At 49.2% G+C, this 18,273-nt stretch carries 13 protein-coding genes; 7 read left to right on the top strand and 6 right to left on the bottom strand.

What is annotated here, in order from left to right; translation table 11 throughout:
- The first annotated feature begins 64 nt into the window (after positions 1-64).
- The 3 genes from cydD to SNR34_RS17435 all read left to right on the top strand — a co-directional run bounded on the left by cydD (position 65) and on the right by SNR34_RS17435 (position 4,443).
- Positions 65-1,885: a thiol reductant ABC exporter subunit CydD gene (cydD, locus tag SNR34_RS17445; protein ID WP_486179762.1), complete on the top strand. Its 1,821-nt coding sequence runs from the start codon at positions 65-67 to the stop codon at positions 1,883-1,885.
- Positions 1,882-3,609, top strand: coding sequence for a thiol reductant ABC exporter subunit CydC (gene cydC, locus SNR34_RS17440; protein ID WP_486179761.1), 1,728 nt, complete (start codon positions 1,882-1,884; stop codon positions 3,607-3,609). Before cydD ends, cydC begins: the two co-directional genes overlap by 4 nt.
- A gap of 66 nt (positions 3,610-3,675) precedes the next feature.
- Entirely contained in the window at positions 3,676-4,443 is a 768-nt protein-coding gene (locus SNR34_RS17435; protein WP_486179760.1) for a response regulator transcription factor, read from the top strand.
- Between the two features lie 101 nt (positions 4,444-4,544).
- Here the strand turns inward: SNR34_RS17435 and SNR34_RS17430 are convergent, their stop codons facing one another.
- Positions 4,545-6,344, bottom strand: coding sequence for a sensor histidine kinase (locus SNR34_RS17430; RefSeq protein ID WP_486179759.1), 1,800 nt, complete (start codon positions 6,342-6,344; stop codon positions 4,545-4,547).
- Positions 6,341-7,069, bottom strand: coding sequence for a response regulator transcription factor (locus tag SNR34_RS17425; protein WP_486179758.1), 729 nt, complete (start codon positions 7,067-7,069; stop codon positions 6,341-6,343). Before SNR34_RS17425 ends, SNR34_RS17430 begins: the two co-directional genes overlap by 4 nt.
- Before the next feature lie 143 nt (positions 7,070-7,212).
- On the opposite strand from SNR34_RS17425, the gene SNR34_RS17420 reads away from it, so the two are divergent.
- From SNR34_RS17420 to SNR34_RS17410, 3 genes are all read left to right on the top strand, one after another.
- Complete coding sequence (locus SNR34_RS17420; RefSeq protein WP_486179757.1) at positions 7,213-8,499, top strand: DUF418 domain-containing protein; 1,287 nt, start codon at positions 7,213-7,215, stop codon at positions 8,497-8,499.
- Between the two features lie 236 nt (positions 8,500-8,735).
- The gene (locus tag SNR34_RS17415; protein ID WP_486179756.1) at positions 8,736-10,433 is read left to right on the top strand and encodes a cellulase family glycosylhydrolase; all 1,698 of its coding nucleotides are present in this window, start codon (positions 8,736-8,738) and stop codon (positions 10,431-10,433) included.
- Between the two features lie 468 nt (positions 10,434-10,901).
- Positions 10,902-11,684, top strand: coding sequence for a MerR family transcriptional regulator (locus SNR34_RS17410; protein ID WP_486179755.1), 783 nt, complete (start codon positions 10,902-10,904; stop codon positions 11,682-11,684).
- A gap of 152 nt (positions 11,685-11,836) precedes the next feature.
- Here SNR34_RS17410 and SNR34_RS17405 read toward each other — a convergent pair whose 3' ends face one another.
- From SNR34_RS17405 to SNR34_RS17395, 3 genes are all read right to left on the bottom strand, one after another.
- A complete protein-coding gene (locus tag SNR34_RS17405) occupies positions 11,837-12,337 on the bottom strand; it encodes a pyridoxamine 5'-phosphate oxidase family protein (protein ID WP_236412611.1) in 501 nt (166 codons plus the stop codon).
- A gap of 116 nt (positions 12,338-12,453) precedes the next feature.
- Positions 12,454-13,158 (bottom strand): hypothetical protein, encoded by a 705-nt coding sequence (locus tag SNR34_RS17400; protein ID WP_343260336.1) that lies wholly within the window; start codon positions 13,156-13,158, stop codon positions 12,454-12,456.
- A gap of 12 nt (positions 13,159-13,170) precedes the next feature.
- Complete coding sequence (locus tag SNR34_RS17395) at positions 13,171-15,774, bottom strand: Ig-like domain-containing protein (RefSeq protein WP_486179754.1); 2,604 nt, start codon at positions 15,772-15,774, stop codon at positions 13,171-13,173.
- Positions 15,775-16,048: 274 nt separating this feature from the next.
- Between SNR34_RS17395 and SNR34_RS17390 the strand changes: the two genes are divergently transcribed.
- Positions 16,049-16,618 carry a response regulator transcription factor gene (locus tag SNR34_RS17390; protein ID WP_486179753.1) on the top strand — a complete coding sequence of 190 codons (570 nt, stop codon included), beginning with the start codon at positions 16,049-16,051 and terminating at the stop codon, positions 16,616-16,618.
- Here SNR34_RS17390 and SNR34_RS17385 read toward each other — a convergent pair.
- Entirely contained in the window at positions 16,605-18,080 is a 1,476-nt protein-coding gene (locus SNR34_RS17385) for a sensor histidine kinase (protein WP_486179752.1), read from the bottom strand. The two genes, SNR34_RS17390 and SNR34_RS17385, sit on opposite strands and share 14 nt — an antisense overlap.
- Between the last annotated feature and the right edge of the window lie 193 nt (positions 18,081-18,273).

Genomic DNA, 18,273 nt, shown 5'->3' with positions numbered 1-18,273 from the left:
ACAAGTTCATTGTTGCCTTGAGGGGCGTCCCTCAACGCAACCTCCAGAAAGGAGGAGGGTTAACGTGAAAAGAAAGACGAGCCTCATTGCTCAACAAATGTCTGCACAACGAAAATCCGTCGTTCTTCTTGCCCTCATTTCATTTGTACTTGGTACAGCCATCGTTGTTCAAGCTGCACTGCTTGCAGAAGCCGTCCAGCGTATTTTCGTGGAAAAAGCCTCTTTTTCATCCATCGTTTTGATCCTTGGCATGCTTTTGGTGACTATGGCTTTACGTACACTGTTATCATTTGGCAATGGGAGAATAGGTCTGCACATGGCGGCCAACGCAAAGACGAGCATGCGAGCATCTGTTATGCGAAGCTTGACCCGTTCTTCCATGGGTTTAAGTGTTCGGGGACAGACGGGAGAAAAGGTCAGCGTAGCATTGGATGCAGTAGATGAGGCCGATCATTATTTCAGTCAGTACATGCCAAAAATGGTAGAAGCCATGATCATCCCTATTTTGATTCTGGTCGTTACGTTTACTCAACATGCAAATTCAGGTCTCATCATGTTGTTTACGGCTCCGTTTATTCCCATCTTCATGATCTTGGTGGGACTGAAGACGAAAAATAAATCGGAAGAAAAATATGCGCAGCTGGCCCACTTCTCCGGTACGTTTTTGGATTCCCTCCAAGGCTTGGTTACATTGAAAATATTCGGCCGGGCCCAACGACAGCAGCAGGCGATAGAGCATAGCAGTTTAAACTACCGTGATACAACCATGGATATTTTGAAAATCGCATTCATGAATACGTTCATGTTGGAATCCATTGTGATGCTTAGTATCGGTATTGTCGCTCTTGAATTGGCCATTCAGCTGGTTGTTTTCAAATCCATGACGTTCCACACGGCATTTCTCGCTTTGTTGCTCGTTCCGGAATTCTATAATCTCTTAAAAAATACAGGCACTGCTTTTCACAGCGGACGAACAAGCATGGGGGCGATCCGTAGGGTGGAAAGCATGCTTGAGAAGAATAGGGGTAACGGTAAACCCGTTCTAATGGAGAACATGGTGAGAACCGAGGAAAGCGATGAGAACGATCGAATGACGAAAGCAAATGAAGCCTTCCCGATGCCCCATGTCCAGTCGCTTCCAATACCGCCTTCGATAGAACTAAAGAATGTACGGTTTCAGTATGCTCCGGATTCATTCGAACTTTATTCGGGAAGTGTGTTTCTTAAACCCGGAAGCAACATTGCCATTGTTGGAAAAAGCGGTGCCGGTAAAACGACACTGCTTCATCTTATTGCCGGTTTGCTGAAACCGGATTCGGGGACGATTCTGGTGAACGGAAATCCGCTTTCGCAAGAGAATGAAGAAGTATGGTTTAAACAAGTTATCTATATAACGCAGCACCCTTATATTTTCGCAGGCACATTCGCCGAAAATATCGCGATCGGTGCGGGTCGGGACGTTTCCAGGAAAGAAATCGAGAAAGCGGCAGAGGAAGCCGGACTAACGACGGTTACGGCACAATTGGATCAAGGATTGGATACTTTCGTTGGCGAGGGAGGACGCGGACTATCTGGTGGTGAAAAGCAACGTCTTGCCTTGGCACGAGCTTTTATAAAGCGACCTGCCATCATATTGTTCGATGAGCCTACAGTAGGGCTCGATTTGCACACCGAACGCATACTGCAGCGTTCCATTTCTACATTATCGAAAACGTCTACCATGATTACGGTGGCACATCGATTATATACGATTCAACATGCCGACAACATTTTGTTTGTAGATCAAGGAACGATTGTGGATTCAGGCCGTCACGAAGAACTTCTGAAACGATTGCCCCAATATGCTGAAATGGTCGCTGTCCAACAAAAAGGGGGATTAACATGAGTGAGTTGGCTATGTTGTCAAAGGCGATGTTCCAAGAGCGGAAAGATATTGTCATTTCGATATTAGGAGGGTTTATGGCTGGCATAGCCGGTGTAGCTCTCTTTTCCGCAAGCGGGTATCTGATTTCTCAAACGGTATTTGAGCCACCGCTCTACACATTGATTATTCTTACATCTCTTGTGAAATTGCTTGGTTTTCTCCGGTCCGCGAGCCGTTATGGAGAACGATTATACACCCATAGGGCAACGTTCTCCATCCTCAGCCGTTTGCGAACTTCCTTTTTTGCCAAGCTCATCCCTTTGACACCCGGGATACTGAATAAAAATCGAAGCGGGGACCTGCTCGCACGGATTGTGGGGGATGTAGAAAGTTTACAAAACTATTTTTTGCGTGTTGCATATCCGCCGGTTATTGTAATTATGGTGTTTTTGGCAACAGTGCTTTTTACCGCGTCCTATTCCATCTGGATTGCCGGTTTGCTGGTGCTGGGAATGGTAATTACTGCAGTGGTCGTGCCTGGCATCGTTCTGTGGGGACAACGGAAAATTCATGAGCGTGTCCGCGAGCATCGATCGAAACTGTCCACGGAAATCACGGAAGTGCTGTATGGCTTCCGGGATTTAAAGGTTTACGGGCAATTGGCACAGCGTGAGGAGCAGCTTCAGCGCGATTCGACTTCATTGGCAGCCGAGCAGCAGCGAGCTTCCGCTCAATTGTTGCTGGGACAGTCCATGCATGTATTTGTTACCTTTTTCATTGCTTGGAGTGTCCTGACGCTCAGCGCATATTTGATTGTGGACGGAAGACTTGCTGGCGTATTTCTTGCCATGCTGGTGCTGGCCGCGCAAACGGTTTTTGAAGAGTCCGCTGCTATGGCCGTATTGCCTGCATATAAGCAAGATAGCGAACATGCTGCCAAACGGCTGGCGGAAACATTATCGACTCAAGTTGCAGGATCGCCAATGGGAAAGTCGACTCCTTTTACAACAGATGTGCCCATATCGATTGAAATAAACAATCTTGCTTTTCAATATGAGGGGGAGTGGAGGCCAGCGCTAAACAATATCTCACTACATCTTGCGGCAGGCTCTAAAACAGCGATTGTTGGGCCGAGCGGATCAGGGAAATCTACGTTAATCGAGTTGCTGCTCAAACTACGAAAAACAACGTCGGGCAGCATAACAATAAATGGCGTTTCCATTCACGAATTGGACGAGGCGAACATCTGGGAGTTGGCCAATGTGGTGCTGCAACAAAGCCATTTTTTCCGAGGAACGCTTCGTGAAAATCTACTATTAAATGCGGAAGAACATTCCGACGAGCGACTATTAGATGTGCTTGCTAAAGCGCAATTTTCAACGGCTTCTCTAAATCAGGTGGTCTATGAGAAAGGTGAAAACTTATCCGATGGAGAAAAACAGCGGCTTGCCTTGGCACGGGCCATGCTGCGCAAAGGACGTCTATGGTTGCTGGACGAACCAACGTCTTCTCTTGACTACGTCACCGAGCAGCATGTCCTGAAGCAACTGTACGAACAAGCGGCTGGAGACACACTTCTTCTCATTTGTCATCGCCTCACCGGCCTGGAGAGCATGGATCAGATTGTCGTCATGGAACAGGGCGAAATCGTGGAGATCGGCTCATTTACGGAATTGATGGAGCGGAAGGGATACTTTTATACGTTGAAACAGATTGAATCGCAGATGATTGCATCCGATGTTTAACAAGCTTGAAGTGATGCAAGTGAATCGGTGGGTTCACGTTGTTCATGCAGTTGGAGGGCGGCAGAAATGATGAAAAACGATAGAAAAGTATTATTGGTTGATGACGAAATGCGCATTCGCAGTATGCTGCGGATGTATTTGGAGAAAGAGGGATTCACAGTCGAAGAAGCGCAGAGCGGCACACAAGCCATCCAAAATTATTGCGTGAAGCATGTCAATTATGATTTGATCGTGTTGGATTGGTTACTGCCTGACATGAATGGGATTGATGTTTGCAAGTGGTTGAAACAGGCACAACCCGATGTGCCGATACTGATGTTATCCGGGCGATCGGAAGAAAGGGACCGTATGGAAGGTTTTAGAGCCGGTGCAGACGATTACGTCGTCAAGCCGTTTAGTCCAAGAGAAATTGTGCTGCGCATCCAAAACATGATAACTCGTGTACATGCTCCCAACCCCTATGTTCCCGAAGCCGATGACTCGAATAACAACGCCATCATCATCGGTGAAATCGTTCTTTACCCTTCAGCACGCCGTGTGATGGTAAAGCAACATGAGGTCCATCTGACTCCGAAAGAATATGATCTGCTCTATTTCCTAGTCACACATCAAGAAAAGGTATATTCTCGTGAGGCATTACTTACGGAAGTTTGGAAATCTTCGCACCGGAAGATTTATGATCAACGTACAGTAGATACCCATATTAAACGTCTGCGTGTAAAGCTGTTCTCCAATTATCCGGAAGGAAACGAATGCATTCAGACATTATGGGGATGCGGCTATATGTTCCACGAGTTTAACTATGCAAAGCCCGAAAATAAGTCAAAAGGGTAGAGAAGGAGGGAGAGTTGGAAAGGAAACGTTGGTTTAATGAGAAATGAGCAGCCTGTAGGGTAAACAGGCTGCTCATTTTTTGAAGTACGTCTAATCCACGACTACAGGTGACTTCCTGTTTCTCGTTCGGAAGCCGGAGATGGCAGCGCGGGGAACGTCAGTTTGATCATTGTGCCTTCGCCAACGCCGGACTCCACCGTAATCGTGCCTTTATGCGCGGCCACGACAGCGTAAGCGATACTCATACCGAGTCCCGCTCCATCCATCCCCTCGTCCGTGTTCGTCCCTCGGTAATAACGGTCAAAGAGGCGGGATTGTGTCTCCGCGTCCATGCCTACACCGTTATCACGGACGGTGATGAAGGCAAACTCTCCTTCATGCATAACGCTCAGTACGATTTCCGTCCCAGGCGGGTTATGCTTGACAGCGTTGGAAATTAAATTGTCGAGCAAACGTTGGAACCACTTTGGATTGGCTAGAATACGTAGGGAAGCCGGACTTTCTTCGAAATCGAAAACGACGTTTTGCAACGTTACGTCGTTAACATAACGAAGAACGGCACGGCGAACGAATTCATTGAGTTCCAGCGGTTCCAGCTTTTCACCTGGCGTATGATTTTTCAGTTCGAACGTCAGCGAAAAGTCCTGCAACAGTTCTAACATATATGTACTTTTTTCGCGGATTGTGCCTCCAACCTCTCTCAGCTCCTTCTCGCTCCAGCTGAACTGCCCACTTTCCAGCAGATGGCCGTAACCTTGGACGGTTGTGAGCGGTGTACGCAGATCGTGCGAGATGCCAGTCATCCATTCTTCCCGGGATTGCTCCAAACGGAGGCGTTCATTACGCGCACGAGCTAGTTTATCTGCCATTTCGGAGAAGCCTGCGATGACCTCGTGGTACAGCTTATACCGGGCGCGGAAGCGGCCGTTTTTGCCAAAAATCTTCCGGCGTTCCTTCTCGGTAAAGACCTGTTCATATTCGCCTCTGCCCATTCGTTCGAAGCCTCTCATGAACAGCAGCAGGGGACCGCCGTATCGGTAGCCGTGCCACACTGCGAGAGCAAGGGAAAGCAGTAAAATTGCTATGCCGACGATAACCAGAATGATCAGCAGCGTACGCAATATCGGCTGGTTCGTTGGTTGTTCACTCGCTCGCGGCCGTTCAATCAGCCATGTATATTCGGAAGCAGGATCGTAATGATAGGAGACTTCCATCTTCGATTTGGCCGGTTGCTGACGCATCTCAATCAGGGCCAGCGCCCCGTACGTCGCATAGTTTGACGGAAGCCCAAAGTTCTGTGCGACGCGGCCGGCTTCGTCCAGTATTACAAGCGAAGCTCCGATCGATTTCACTTTATCGTCTAATGTTGCAGCGGCGGAGTCTGGTACCCGTCCATTTTCGGAGTACAGCTCGTACCATGCTTCAAGCCTTGATCCGTCGGCATCTTTCCGCCCCAGCAGATAAAGATTTCGGGAGCCGAAAATCTCTTCGTATAACGTGGTGACATTGTATTCGCTCAGCCTTCCCGTATCACTGATTCGCAGCAGATCAGAGGCAGCGTATTGCTTCGGCACGCCTTCAGGTACGTTCAGATCATAAACCTCCCGTCCGTTTTCGTTGACGATCTGGAGCCAATATCCTTTTTGTTCCAGCTGATCCTGCCAGAAAGAAGGGAGCTCTACGCTGTCGCCCTCGATGATCGCCTCCATCGACAACGAATCCAGCACTTCTGAAGGTAAGTCGGTCTTCAACTGTTCGTTACCGATGTAATACATCATTGTAAATAATGAAATTAATACAATGGCCAGCACCAGCAGCCAAAGGGTGAAGAACTGGAGGGTAAAATGGAATCCCAATCGCCTCGCGATACGGCTCCGTTTCATTTTTGCCTGCTTTTTCATACGTTTTCACCCTTCACGAGCTTATACCCGAGTCCGCGAACGGTCAGGAGATAACGTGGCGAGCTTGGGTCTGACTCAATGCGTTCACGTATTTTGCGGACATGGACCATGACCGTATTGTCATCGCCGAGTCCGTCAAAGCCCCAGACGGATTCGTACAGTTGGGCTTTGGAGAAGACGATGTTTGGATTTCGGCACAGGAACAGCAGCAGCTGGTAGGCTTGGGCAGGGCAGGGCACGTTCCGGCCGCCGACAAGCAGCTCACCGGCCCGTTCATCAAGGACAAATCCCCCGAAGTCATATCGCTGACGAGGGTCCGCGTTAGGCGTGACGGCGGATTGGACCGCTGTTTCGGCTACTCCTCGCCTTAGACGCGCTTTAATTCGGGCTGCGATTTCCAGCGGATTGAACGGCTTGGTCACATAATCGTCTCCACCTACGGCAAAGCCCGTCAGTCGATCCAAGTCCGTCGTGCGTGCCGTCAAATAGATCAGATGGGCGTCGGACTGCGCCCGAATCTGCGGTCCGAGCTCAAAGCCCGTACGGTCGGGCAGCATGACGTCGAGCAAAATAATATCGGCGCCGTATTCGAGCAGAAGCTGCATGCCGTCTTCCGCGTTGTCTGCTGTATAGATATGCTCGAAGCCTTCCTTGCGCAGCACGAACTCGAGCATTTGCACGATCGCTTTTTCGTCGTCCACAATTAGAATTTTTGCAGAATTCATTGGGAAATCTCTCCTTGTCTACATATTGCATTAGTCATTGTACCAGAGAAACCTTAACGCTGCTTAAAGGGAGAGGCCTGTTTCCAATGCCGCGTTAAGGAAATGTTAAGGAAGGCTTTAACGCTCATTTAGGACGGGACGTTATGCTGAATACCGAGGTGATCGAACTGAGTACATATAAAAAGCGCGTTCAATTAATCGATGGGCTGCGCGGATTCAGCCTGGTGGGCATTGTGCTGGCCAATATGTTGATTTTCCAGTACGGCCTGTTCGGCGAAAGCGCACTGCATCTGTTTGGGATTAAGGGGGCGGACATGGCTTTTCATTCATTCCTGGAGATTACGGTGGTGGGCAGCTTCATGCCAATCTTCGCATTTATGTTCGGGTTTGGAATGATCAAGCTATCGGAAAGCCTGAAAACACGGGAACTACGACCGAAGTGTCACCTGGCCCGCCGTTTTCTGCTTCTATTCATTATCGGGCTGTTGCACTCGATATTTCTGTGGGAAGGGGATATCTTGACGTTTTATGGCATCACCGGTTTCCTTCTGCTTCTGTTTCTGAACCGGAAACCAAAAACATTATTCATCTGGGCGATAATATTACTAACGGGTGCGGGTCTGCTTGGTCTCCCGGCTTCAGATCCGTCAGACCCACTGGCTGCTCCGTCTCAGGAGATGATCAATTACATTGTGCAAAGCCAGGATGTATACGGCAACGGCAGCTATACGGAGATCAAGGATTTTCGCAACAATGCCGACCCTTTCGGGGAGATGGATAAGAACTTCATCTTGCTTGCTCTCGTGCTGGCCCCGGTTATCACGCTGCCGATGTTTCTGCTCGGCATGCGTTCCGCGAGAATCGGAACGTTTGACGATCCGCCAGCCATGAGACGTACATATTCTCACCGCGCCGCGTTTCTGATTCCGATCGGACTGTTACTGAAAGCATACGGCGTATTAGCCCCGCAGCTTGGCGTGGAAAGTTGGCCAGGCACCGGAATTGGAACAACGCTCGGAGGTATGCTGCTTGCGCTTGGCTACATTTACGCCTTTGCACTGCTGTATACGGGAAGCGGCCGTGCTGCCCTGATGGCAAGATTTGAAGCGGTAGGCCGTCTCTCGCTTACGAATTACCTGATGCAAAGCGTAATCTGTACGACGATTTTCTACGGATATGGACTCGGACTGTTTGGCCGTGCCGGTGTTTTCGTCGGGGCGCTCATCGCGCTTGCCGTTTATTGCATTCAGTTGTGGCTTAGTCCCGTTTACTTGAAGAAGTTCAGCAGTGGGCCCGTCGAATACGTTTTGCGCATCTGGACGTACCTGTCTTGGAGAGGACAGCCAAGAAAGAAGAAACGAAAACAACGGACTCCATTGAAAAGCGAGGCAAACTCACTTGAGCCTGATGGTGCTGCCGCAAACCGCTAAACAAAGGTAAACCCCGGTTGCGGTATTGCAAAGGGATCAGTCCATATTTTTTCGCGGAGCGAATGGTATAAGCCCAAACGAAGCTCGTATTCTCCCTGTCACGCGAAATATATCTACAACAACTGCCTTGATTAACCGATATATTCTAAGGAGCATGTCATTGCAGGTGCGATGTACCTGCGAGGTTATACACTGCTTTCCTAAGGTTAATCTGGATCATAGAAAGGGAGGATCGGATGAAAAAAATAGGAACCTGTTTGCTGCTGGTGGCCATGCTCGTCTCGGGTATCGGGGCTGCAGCATCAGCCAATTCCTTGTCTTCTTTGGGCTACTACCACACGTCAGGCAACCGTATCGTCGATGCGCAGGGCAAACCGGCCAACTTCAACGGAGTGAACTGGTTCGGATTTGAAACGGACAACTTTGCTCCCCATGGCTTGTGGACACGGTCGATGGACAGCGTGCTGGACCAGCTTGCCAAGGAAGGTTACAACTTGCTGCGCATTCCATATACGAACGAAATGCTGTTGCCGGGCAAAACGCCAAGCGGAATCGACTATGCGAAAAATCCTGACCTGAAGGGGCTGACGCCGCTGCAACTGCTGGACAAGCTCGTGCAAAAAGCGGGAGAACGCGGGATGAAAATCATTCTTGACCGTCACCGTCCAACGGCCTCGGGGCAAACGGAGCGATGGTATACGCCATCGGTTCCGGAAAAGACATGGATCAAAGACTGGAAGATGCTTGCAAAGCGTTACCTGGGCAACGACACGGTGATCGGCGCCGATTTGCATAACGAGCCGCACGGTTCCGTTTGCTGGGGATGCGGCGATTCGGCCACCGACTGGCGGTTGGCTGCCGAACGGGCGGGCAATGCGATTCTCGCCGTTAACCCGGATTGGCTGATCGTTGTGGAAGGGGTGGACGCGAAAGTAAAGGGACAGAGCGGCTCCTATTGGTGGGGCGGCAATCTGAAAGGGGTCCGCAAATATCCGGTCCGGCTGAAGGTGGCAAACCGGATCGTTTATTCGCCGCACGATTACGGCCCGGGTGTTTCGTCGCAGCCGTGGTTTGCTGACAGGAAATTTCCCGCTAACCTGTCCGGTGTATGGGATGCGAACTGGGGTTACATCCATAAGGAAAAAATCGCGCCGATCCTGCTGGGGGAGTTCGGCGGACGCAGCGTCGATAGGGCCTCGAAGGAAGGCAAGTGGCAAAACGCGCTTGTCGACTACATCAGCCGGAATGATCTGTATTGGACATATTGGAGCCTCAACCCGAACAGCGGAGATACCGGCGGGCTGCTGTTAGACGACTGGCAGACATGGAACAAGCCGAAGCAAAAGATGCTTGCCAGGATCATGAAGCCCGTGAACGGCGGCAAGCCAGCCGCTCCGAAACAGGCAGCAGACCCGGCGCCATCGAAAAAGGCAGCAGAAGCGACGGCGCCTGCGAGCGGCGGAACGAACGCTGACGAGGGACTCGCCGTCCAGTACAAAACGAGCAACAGCAGTGCGGCAGAGGACAATATGATCCATGCTGCGTTTAACATCACCAATAACGGTAAGACAGACGTCCCGTTGAGTGAAGTGAAGATTCGTTATTATTTCACGAAAGACGGCAGCAAAGAGCTCCAATTCTGGTGTGATTGGGCCCAGGTTGGCACAGACACCGTTAGCGGAACGTTTGCACCGATCGAACCGGCGCGAACAGGAACCGATGGGTATCTGGAAATCCGGTTCGCGGCGATGGCCGGTTCGATTCCGGCAGGCGGCCAATCCGGCGACATCCAGGTGCGTATCGCCAAGAGCGATTGGTCGGATTTCAACCCGTCGGACGACTACTCGTTCGACGGGACGAAGACGTCGTTCAGCAACTGGAACAAAGTTACGCTGTACCGGAAAGGAAAGCTCGTCTGGGGAATCGAGCCCTAGCTCTGCCATGCATCGAAGACCAGGGGGACTGTCGACGGCTGCAAGCGGATTTTTCATCGCCGGATGATCTGCAAGTAGGGGAGTTTGTGCTGCTGTATGGTGTTCCCCTTGTTAGAGGTGTATATTGGCGAAGGCTGGTATACTTTTTAGAATGGAATGCTCCGGCTCTGGCATGGGGTGTTAGTGTGAACCACGTGTAACGCTCAGCTGGGGAAGCTTGTTGTTGAAGGACAAGAACATTGTTCTATTCAAAGTCGCTATTATAGCGGCTTTTTTATTATATCAGTACAAGTTCTTGACCCTATCCAAGGACAACAACTTATATGATTACTGATTAGGCATGTACCATAAAGTATGGAAGTCCGACTATATTTTAATTTCTGCTTGCCCCTGACGCTGCGTGAGGGAGTAGAATGAAATCATCTCATGCATAGAGAAGACAGTTCATGGAGGAGGTTTTTTGCAGAAATGAATGGACAGACGTGGCTCACGGTGGGACAGCTTTCGGAGCAGGCGGGTGTATCGATCCGGACGCTGCACTACTACGAGGAGCAGGGACTATTATCCCCTGATCGGCAGGGGACGGGCGAGCATCGGGTATACGGGCTGGAGCAGATGGAACGGCTGCAGCAAATCACGGCACTGAAATTTTTAGGTTTTCCCCTTAAGCAGATCCGGGACATTTTGGAATCGGATACGGCTGCGGAAGAATGGGACGGGATGCTGAGTCAGCTGGAGATCGGGATGCGGATAAAGAAAGAGGAGCTTGAACGCGCTCTAGCAGCACTTGCACGGCTTCGCGCTCTATCGGAACTGAACGGGCACGAGCAGATGAGCACGTTGATGGCAATTATTCGCGGGGTTCAGACCGAGCCGGAGCAGCGGGAATGGCTGGAACAGGCCAGGGGGAAACAGGCTGCTGCCGCCATTTTTGACCATATGGGGCAGGTGCAGCAGGACATGGACCGTCTATATCTGGAATTTGTCCGGGAAGTGAAGCAAAGAAGCGGAGGCCCCGTGCACACACCGGAGGTTCAGCGCCTCATTGAGCAGTACATGGAGGCCCAGATGGCGCTGGTCGGGGAAGAGACGATTGCCATGATCGGCAATCCGGAAGAGCTTGACATCGCCGGACTTGAGCCTCTGACCGTCGGCGGCTCTCCGTTTACGCCCGAAGAAGAGCAGTGGCTGAATCGGGCGATGGAAGAAGCCGTGAGGCGTCGCATGACCCAGGCAGAAGAGGGTTATTAACCAGGCGGCGTCAAGGTTCAAAATGGGAAGCGTGCAGCTGCTTTTGATGAAGATGTACCTCATTGAAACAGGATTTGGGTTCGGTTCGCTCTCTTCACGTAGAGTACAAAAACCAAATGCCCATCACCTATAGCATGATGGGCATTTCTTCATCAATCATTAAACGAATTCAATTCCACGGTCTGATTGATATCGGTTCCTTCCGTATTTTGACCCAGCAGCCTACGGAACATAAATTGGACCATCTTGAACTTGTTACCGGAATCCCAATACTCTGCAGTTTCGGCTTTGATCTTGATGAGAACGAGGTTTGGATCGTCAAACGTCGTTTCAAGTATTTTTTCGTAGGCCGGGTTCCAGAAATCTTTCACCTTCTCCGAACTGTCCACGAGTTCGGCTTCACCGCGGATGGAGACGAAAGACTTTCCTACGTATGCCACGTTGACTTGCTGGTTGTGAAGCAATTCATGAAACTTGCTAGTATCTTTCTTCGTCAAGAACCACAGGTTGCTGTCGAACTCAACGTCCTGGGTCTTCATGGGTCGGGAAACGAGCCCTCTATCGGATATCGTTGTAAGCATTGCAATCTCGATGTCTTTGATCAGTTCCTGTACCTTCTCGACCGCTTCCAGGTTGACGGAGGTTGGATTCATCTTTGGATTCCTCCTTTTGATGTATATATCTCATTATCTCCAACGCTAAGCTCGTCAAACCCCTCAGCAGGAGCAACGTCTTCGCGGTTGTTGAAGGCGGCGAGAAAAGCAGGAATTTACATCATCGGATAGTGATTAGCCGTTTCTTCGTTTCGTTGGGCTTCAGCTATCGCTTGAACAATACGTCCAATTATGACCTCCAGCTTCGCCAGTTTAAGGGAAACCATATCAAGGTTTTGCTTGTTGCGGTTAATGATCAATTGTTCCGCTGACGACTTCGGAACCATCGCTTCCAGCTTTTCTTTGAGCTCTCCGAGTTTTATCTTCGTGTCCTCCTTGATTAGACGTCCTTGGTCACCGTGTTCAACAAGGGAGTCCAGAACAGCCTTGGTCAACTGGCGCTGTGTTAGAACGGTATCGTTGTATAGCCGTTTAAATATAGGATCCGAAGAGTTATAATACAGCTCGTTTGTCGTCATTCTCTGCAACGGATCGGGTGAGATCGTCGCTGAAAATTGCAGTTCTTTTTCTGCCGATGCTACATAAGCATCCAAGTTTTTTTCCAACTGAGAAACGGCCTCCGCCGTTTCCTCGATCTTCACAACTGCGGTATAGACCATAATCAGGTATTGCATATGGACTTTATGAAAATCCAGTACATAACCTGCTTTTCCTTTCTCCAGCGCCTTTTTCAGCTGATCGGCCGCTTTTTTGTATAGCTTGAACAAAACATCGTGGTCGACCATGAATTTGCTGATCTTTTCTAAGGCTCTTTCATGAAGAACAGGATTTTGATGTTTGTCGTTCCCTGAGGTTCCCATGTATGCCCCCCCTTATCTAAGAGTAACAGCAGCAGCCGGGGTGGATTCTTCCTCTGCAATCGGTGCAGGGTTCAGCAAACTGTAAATTTGAGCCGCCGCCTCATCGCGTTCTTTTAGAATCGACAGGGCAAGCTGTTTCATTTTGATCTCTGCCTCCAGCATATCGTTGCGGAGCTCCTTCTCTCGAACGGCTTGTTCCTGCAGATTGCGGGAGTAAGCATCCAGCGCTTCGCCCTGTCCGAGCACCGCTTCGACGGCAATGCCATCAGTACGAAGAACATGCCGGTTGGCTGCCATAATAATGCCGGGGACACTAATTTTTGTTCCAGTGGCTTCGTCATAGTATTCTGTAGTGTAGTCTTTCTTAACTCTCAAATAACTGGAGAGTGGCACGACATTTCCATCAGAATCAGTAAACTGTTCTTCCTCAACGAAGACATGGTGGCGATCCTTGTAATCGAAAATGTTTGTCATTTGATTCAAAATTGCATTTCGGATTTCAGCCCGTTTTTCTTCCACGATCACCTCAGCCAAAAGGCCATCAAGCTCCGGAAGCGTCACTTCCCTGTAGTAGTCGTTATCTGCACAGAAATAGCCGATCCGCAAGTCTACCAGGTGTAGCAGCGTTATAAATTCCTGATTCATTTGACGGAACACGAAATTAAGAGTACGGCTCATATTCACATTTTCGATCTCTCGGATAATGACGTTTTCTTCCGATTTGGTCGTTTTGATTTCGTAAGTGGTTTCCACTTTCAAGTCACGGCGTGCCGAGGCTTTGGACACATGTTTTTCGGCCGCATTTACAATGTTTTTGGTCAGTTGCTCGCGCGCGGCATTCGTCGTGCCACTAGTTGATGCACTTGCCGATGCGCTCAGGCATCCGCCCCAGCTGATACCCATGCTTGCTTCAAGTTTGTAGGCATCGCTTTCCTCATATACTGTTTTATTGGACGATTCGTCCCCGATTGATTTTTCGAATTCCAATGCGATATCGTCCGTTACGGAATCAAGAATGCTGGACGCATCCTTTAAGCTTTCTTCACTTTGCGTATAGGACCGAATCGTTATTTTGCTCTTTTCGCCCGGCAGAAGAGAGAACGTGTTCAGCATGCGGCCAATCCCGTATTGTCCGCAGAAAGAAGAAAGGCGGTAGGACTCAATCAAAATGATGCGGTTAGTGCGGGAGGTAATCTCCGGAACGATGGTGACATTCACCTTTATCATTGTCTCCACCGTATTGCCTGCAAGATCCGTTGCTCTAGCAGTTATAAAATGATGGCCAGATTGGTCAATTTGAACGGCGGCTTTCCACTTTGACCAATTATTAGGCTCGACTTCGGCTGCACGTGTATAAACGGGATTATTATCAACAGTCACCTCTACGACTCGTATGCCATGATCGTCTAGGGCAGTTCCCGTCACCTCCAGGATTGCTCCTTTCGTATGCGTCCCGGCCACATTTCCGTCTGCTGCGGGCGAAGTAATAGAAATGGTGGGTGGAGTGGCATCGATCAATACCGTAAGGCTCGTTTCTCCAGTTAATCCAAAGCTGTCTGTAGCGCGAGCTACAATTGAATGGTTTCCTGCTCCTAACGTCAGCGCTTTTTTCCAGTTTGCGTATCGGTCAGACGTATCGACCAACACCGAGGCTCCGCCATCGACAATAAGTTCGACTTTGGAAACACCATGCATATCCGACGCGGTACCCTCGATCATGACGGAAATGGAGTCTCTCCCGGCAGCGCTGTAATGCTGTCCCGGAACAGGGGAGGTAATTGCTACGGTTGGTGGAACCGTGTCCGGATCCTCGAGATCTACGTTTACCGTTACCGTCGATACGTTCGTAACCGAACCGAAACTGTGCTCTGCCTGTGCTTTAATGGCCAGGCTTCCTTCTGTCGCAATTATTGTATTGAACGTCCAGGAACCATTGGTTAAAAGCGTGGCTTCATTGTAGTCTCCATCTCCTATTTTAACTCTGACATGTGAAATCGTGCCTCCGCCTACGGTTACCAAGGCTTTACCCGTGATGGTCACTGGAGCTCCGGTATGTGGTCCGGTAATCCTGGTGTTTGGGGCCGGCGAAGTAATCGACACGCTGATTTTCGGATCTACCGGGTCAGGAAAGCTGCCGTCACCACCGCCGCCCGGATCCGTGGGAACGGAAGGAGGGTATCCGCCGTCGTCGGTCGTAGGCAGAGGCGGGCGAAGGGAAGCTGCGTTCACCGCATTTATAGAAGCGGTAGAATCACCTTTGAACCGGTGGGCCAATGCACCAGTCATCGTCCGGCAAATTGACAGCTGCTTGCCTTCAAGGGCTGCTTGCTCGACCTCCTCTTCGGTGAGCTTTTTAAGCTTTTCAGTCATCCGTTCTCCCGATTGCTTCGCTTTACGTAACGCCTCAACCGGAGACTCGTTTTTGGCGGATGCTGCTCGTGAAACGATTGAGTTATTACCGGCTGCTGACGGAAGAAAACTATCGTCGGGAAATGTCAGTTCAATGTAGGTACGACCGGTGTAGGATGTCGGTTCAGGTACGTTGTAACTGATGATGGGTGCACTGGTTTCTCCGGCTAAGCGAAGGGAGGCGTCTTGCTTTTTATTTGTGGACATTCTGAATCTACTCCTTTTTAAATGGGAATCGTTGCGACATGGGCGCTTTCGGGCGCTGTTGCCGTCATTCACAATTCGCATTATAGAGCGTTCGAGAATAGGCTGGGGAGGATGAACTTTTCTCACCCTGCAGCGATACTGAAAGGGTGAAAAATTTTCATCCTATCAGGCGATAACCATCTTTGATATACTACATTCGAAGCTGTAGTGCTTCCGGTTTCCATAGAAAGAATACCGCGGAAGGCAGGGTGCTTACATGGAGCGTATACGCGTAATGCTCGTTGAGGACGATTCTTTCTGGCAGCAGAATATAAGCAGTGATTTGGCGGAGGAAACGGATATAGATGTTGTTGCAGTAGTGGGTACGGGAGAAGAGGCGGTTCGAACTGCACTTGAAACAGAGATCGATGTCGTACTTATGGATATTAATTTGACTGAAAACAATTTGGACGGCCTGGAGGCCGCCCATGAAATTTCAACACTGCTGACACATCGTAACGTAAAAATTATTATGCTGACCTCGCTTTCGGACAAAGACATTATTATCAAATCGTTTCAGCTGGGCGCCATGAATTACATTACGAAGCAAAGCTACAAAGACATCGTTCGTGCAGTAAGAGAAGCATATGCCAACCGGTCCTCTATTCATGCGGATGCCGCAAGTATTATGCGAAACGAGGTTCAGCTAATGCCGCTTACGCCCACGGAACGAGAAGTATTCGAGCTACGTAAGCAGGGGCTCAGCAAACAGCAAATTTCTGAAAAACTATACAAATCCACCAATACGATCAAATCACAGTTGAAAAGCATAAAAAACAAGCTCAACCCTTTTAGAAACGGTTAATTCGGCGGGCTGTAGAGAAAGGATTCCAATCAAAGTAGCGATTGGCCTTGGAAGCAGTGGTGAATCGGTTCAACGGAAAGGATAAGCCGATTACGGTGCCTTTGCCAGGCTCGGATTCAAGTATACGTATGCTTCCATTATGCTTTTGCATCACCGAAGCACAATAGGAGAGTCCTAAACCGAAGCTTAGCGTGTTTTTCTTTGTTGTATAAAAGGGCTCAAAAATTTTGCTATGCTGCTCCTTCGGGATACCGCATCCATTGTCGGCAACGTTTATCAACAAGTGTTTATTCCCTGTATAAACGTGAATGCTTAGCGTGCCGTTTCGCTCAGGCATTACGTCGAGGGCATTTTGGAGCAGGTTTGACAGCGTTTCCTTAAGATGAGTGGGATCGCATCTTAATCTACCTTTCGATTCGATCAGCTCTTGAAGGACGATACCGCGTCCTTCAAGCTGCGGTTTTAAAGGGGACGTAACGGAAGAGATCAGTTCGTTAATATCCAATTCCCTCTCTTCAAGTGCGATATCATCGGCTTTATCTTTAATGCGGCTAACCATATTGAGCAAATGATTAGCCACGGTCTGTACCTGCTCAAGCGTTTGCTGTGATTTAGCAGACTGGCCGGAGTGTATGTAGTCCCCTGTTTTTTCAGCCAGGTAGCTGATCTTTTGAATTTCGTTTTTGATGGAATGATTGAGAATAGACACCCCCAGTGTCAGAGCGCGCATTGAGGAATTCAGACGTTCTCGTTCGATCCGCAATTTAATGCCGAGAAACCCGTATTTAAGCGTAAAATATACGATGGTCACGACTAGGCCAAGAACAACGAACACGTTGTTCTTCCACGCATTGTTGCTCTCCAATTGAAACTGCCATTCTTCCAAACGAAGTGTTTTAAAGCCTAGGAAATCCGTCGAAAAGGCCCAAAGGATCGCTGCCGAGAATAGGAAAGCTATTCGCCGCTTAGACCGTCTTGCTTCAGCTTCCTTTTCCAATAGATAGGAGGCGAAATAAAGACAGCAGCCCAAGATGAAGTAGAATCCGTCCCACCAGCGAAAGCTGTTGATGATAAAGATGTTTGGAGGCTCGTTCAGCAGATGATTGCCAAGTAGACAAGCTGCGGGTATGAATAAAGCAATACTGATGAGAATAGCGTTTTTTCTCTTACGGATCACCCCGAACCATACCCCGCTTATGCAAAAAACATACGCAAACAAATAAAAATAAACGGTTATGGCCGCAACGCTGGACGTATAAAGAAGGTTGCTTAAGAGCGGATTGAGCAAGTCCTTGCTAGATAGATAAGGAACGATTGTTAAATGGATGGAAAAGGTAAAGCTTGCCATACCCCCGCAGAGCAGAGAAAGACCGATCCAAAAGTTTTTGCGAAAATGCTGTGACAGCATCAGGATACCCAGCAGCCATAGGGATGCGAACATGACGACATATAACCATTTCAAGAAGATGCCCTCCATTAAACTCGACTCTTTGCAAAATCAAGGAACACACCTCATTTTATCATATCGTCTAAATTTATCCATTATCATATATAAGCTGAACCAATGATTTTTACACGGAGTCACTACGTGGTCAGAACCATCTTCCGATCGCTGTCATCCCCAGATTTTTTTGATTCCCTTATGTAACGGGAAA

The organism is Paenibacillus sp. XP01, assembly GCF_057364885.1.
Note: the sequence above shows the minus strand (reverse complement) of the source record. Positions and strands in the feature narration are given on the sequence as shown.

What these genes read in the sequence shown, in the direction of transcription:
- SNR34_RS17390 (WP_486179753.1), top strand. Translation starts at nt 16,049, where the DNA reads ATGCTCGTTGAGGACGATTCTTTCTGGCAGCAGAATATAAGCAGTGAT.
- SNR34_RS17395 (WP_486179754.1), bottom strand. Translation starts at nt 15,774, where the DNA reads ATGTCCACAAATAAAAAGCAAGACGCCTCCCTTCGCTTAGCCGGAGAA.
- SNR34_RS17430 (WP_486179759.1), bottom strand. Translation starts at nt 6,344, where the DNA reads ATGAAAAAGCAGGCAAAAATGAAACGGAGCCGTATCGCGAGGCGATTG.
- SNR34_RS17425 (WP_486179758.1), bottom strand. Translation starts at nt 7,069, where the DNA reads ATGAATTCTGCAAAAATTCTAATTGTGGACGACGAAAAAGCGATCGTG.
- SNR34_RS17415 (WP_486179756.1), top strand. Translation starts at nt 8,736, where the DNA reads ATGAAAAAAATAGGAACCTGTTTGCTGCTGGTGGCCATGCTCGTCTCG.
- SNR34_RS17435 (WP_486179760.1), top strand. Translation starts at nt 3,676, where the DNA reads ATGATGAAAAACGATAGAAAAGTATTATTGGTTGATGACGAAATGCGC.
- SNR34_RS17400 (WP_343260336.1), bottom strand. Translation starts at nt 13,158, where the DNA reads ATGGGAACCTCAGGGAACGACAAACATCAAAATCCTGTTCTTCATGAA.
- SNR34_RS17410 (WP_486179755.1), top strand. Translation starts at nt 10,902, where the DNA reads ATGAATGGACAGACGTGGCTCACGGTGGGACAGCTTTCGGAGCAGGCG.
- SNR34_RS17420 (WP_486179757.1), top strand. Translation starts at nt 7,213, where the DNA reads ATGCTGAATACCGAGGTGATCGAACTGAGTACATATAAAAAGCGCGTT.
- SNR34_RS17405 (WP_236412611.1), bottom strand. Translation starts at nt 12,337, where the DNA reads ATGAATCCAACCTCCGTCAACCTGGAAGCGGTCGAGAAGGTACAGGAA.
- cydC (WP_486179761.1), top strand. Translation starts at nt 1,882, where the DNA reads ATGAGTGAGTTGGCTATGTTGTCAAAGGCGATGTTCCAAGAGCGGAAA.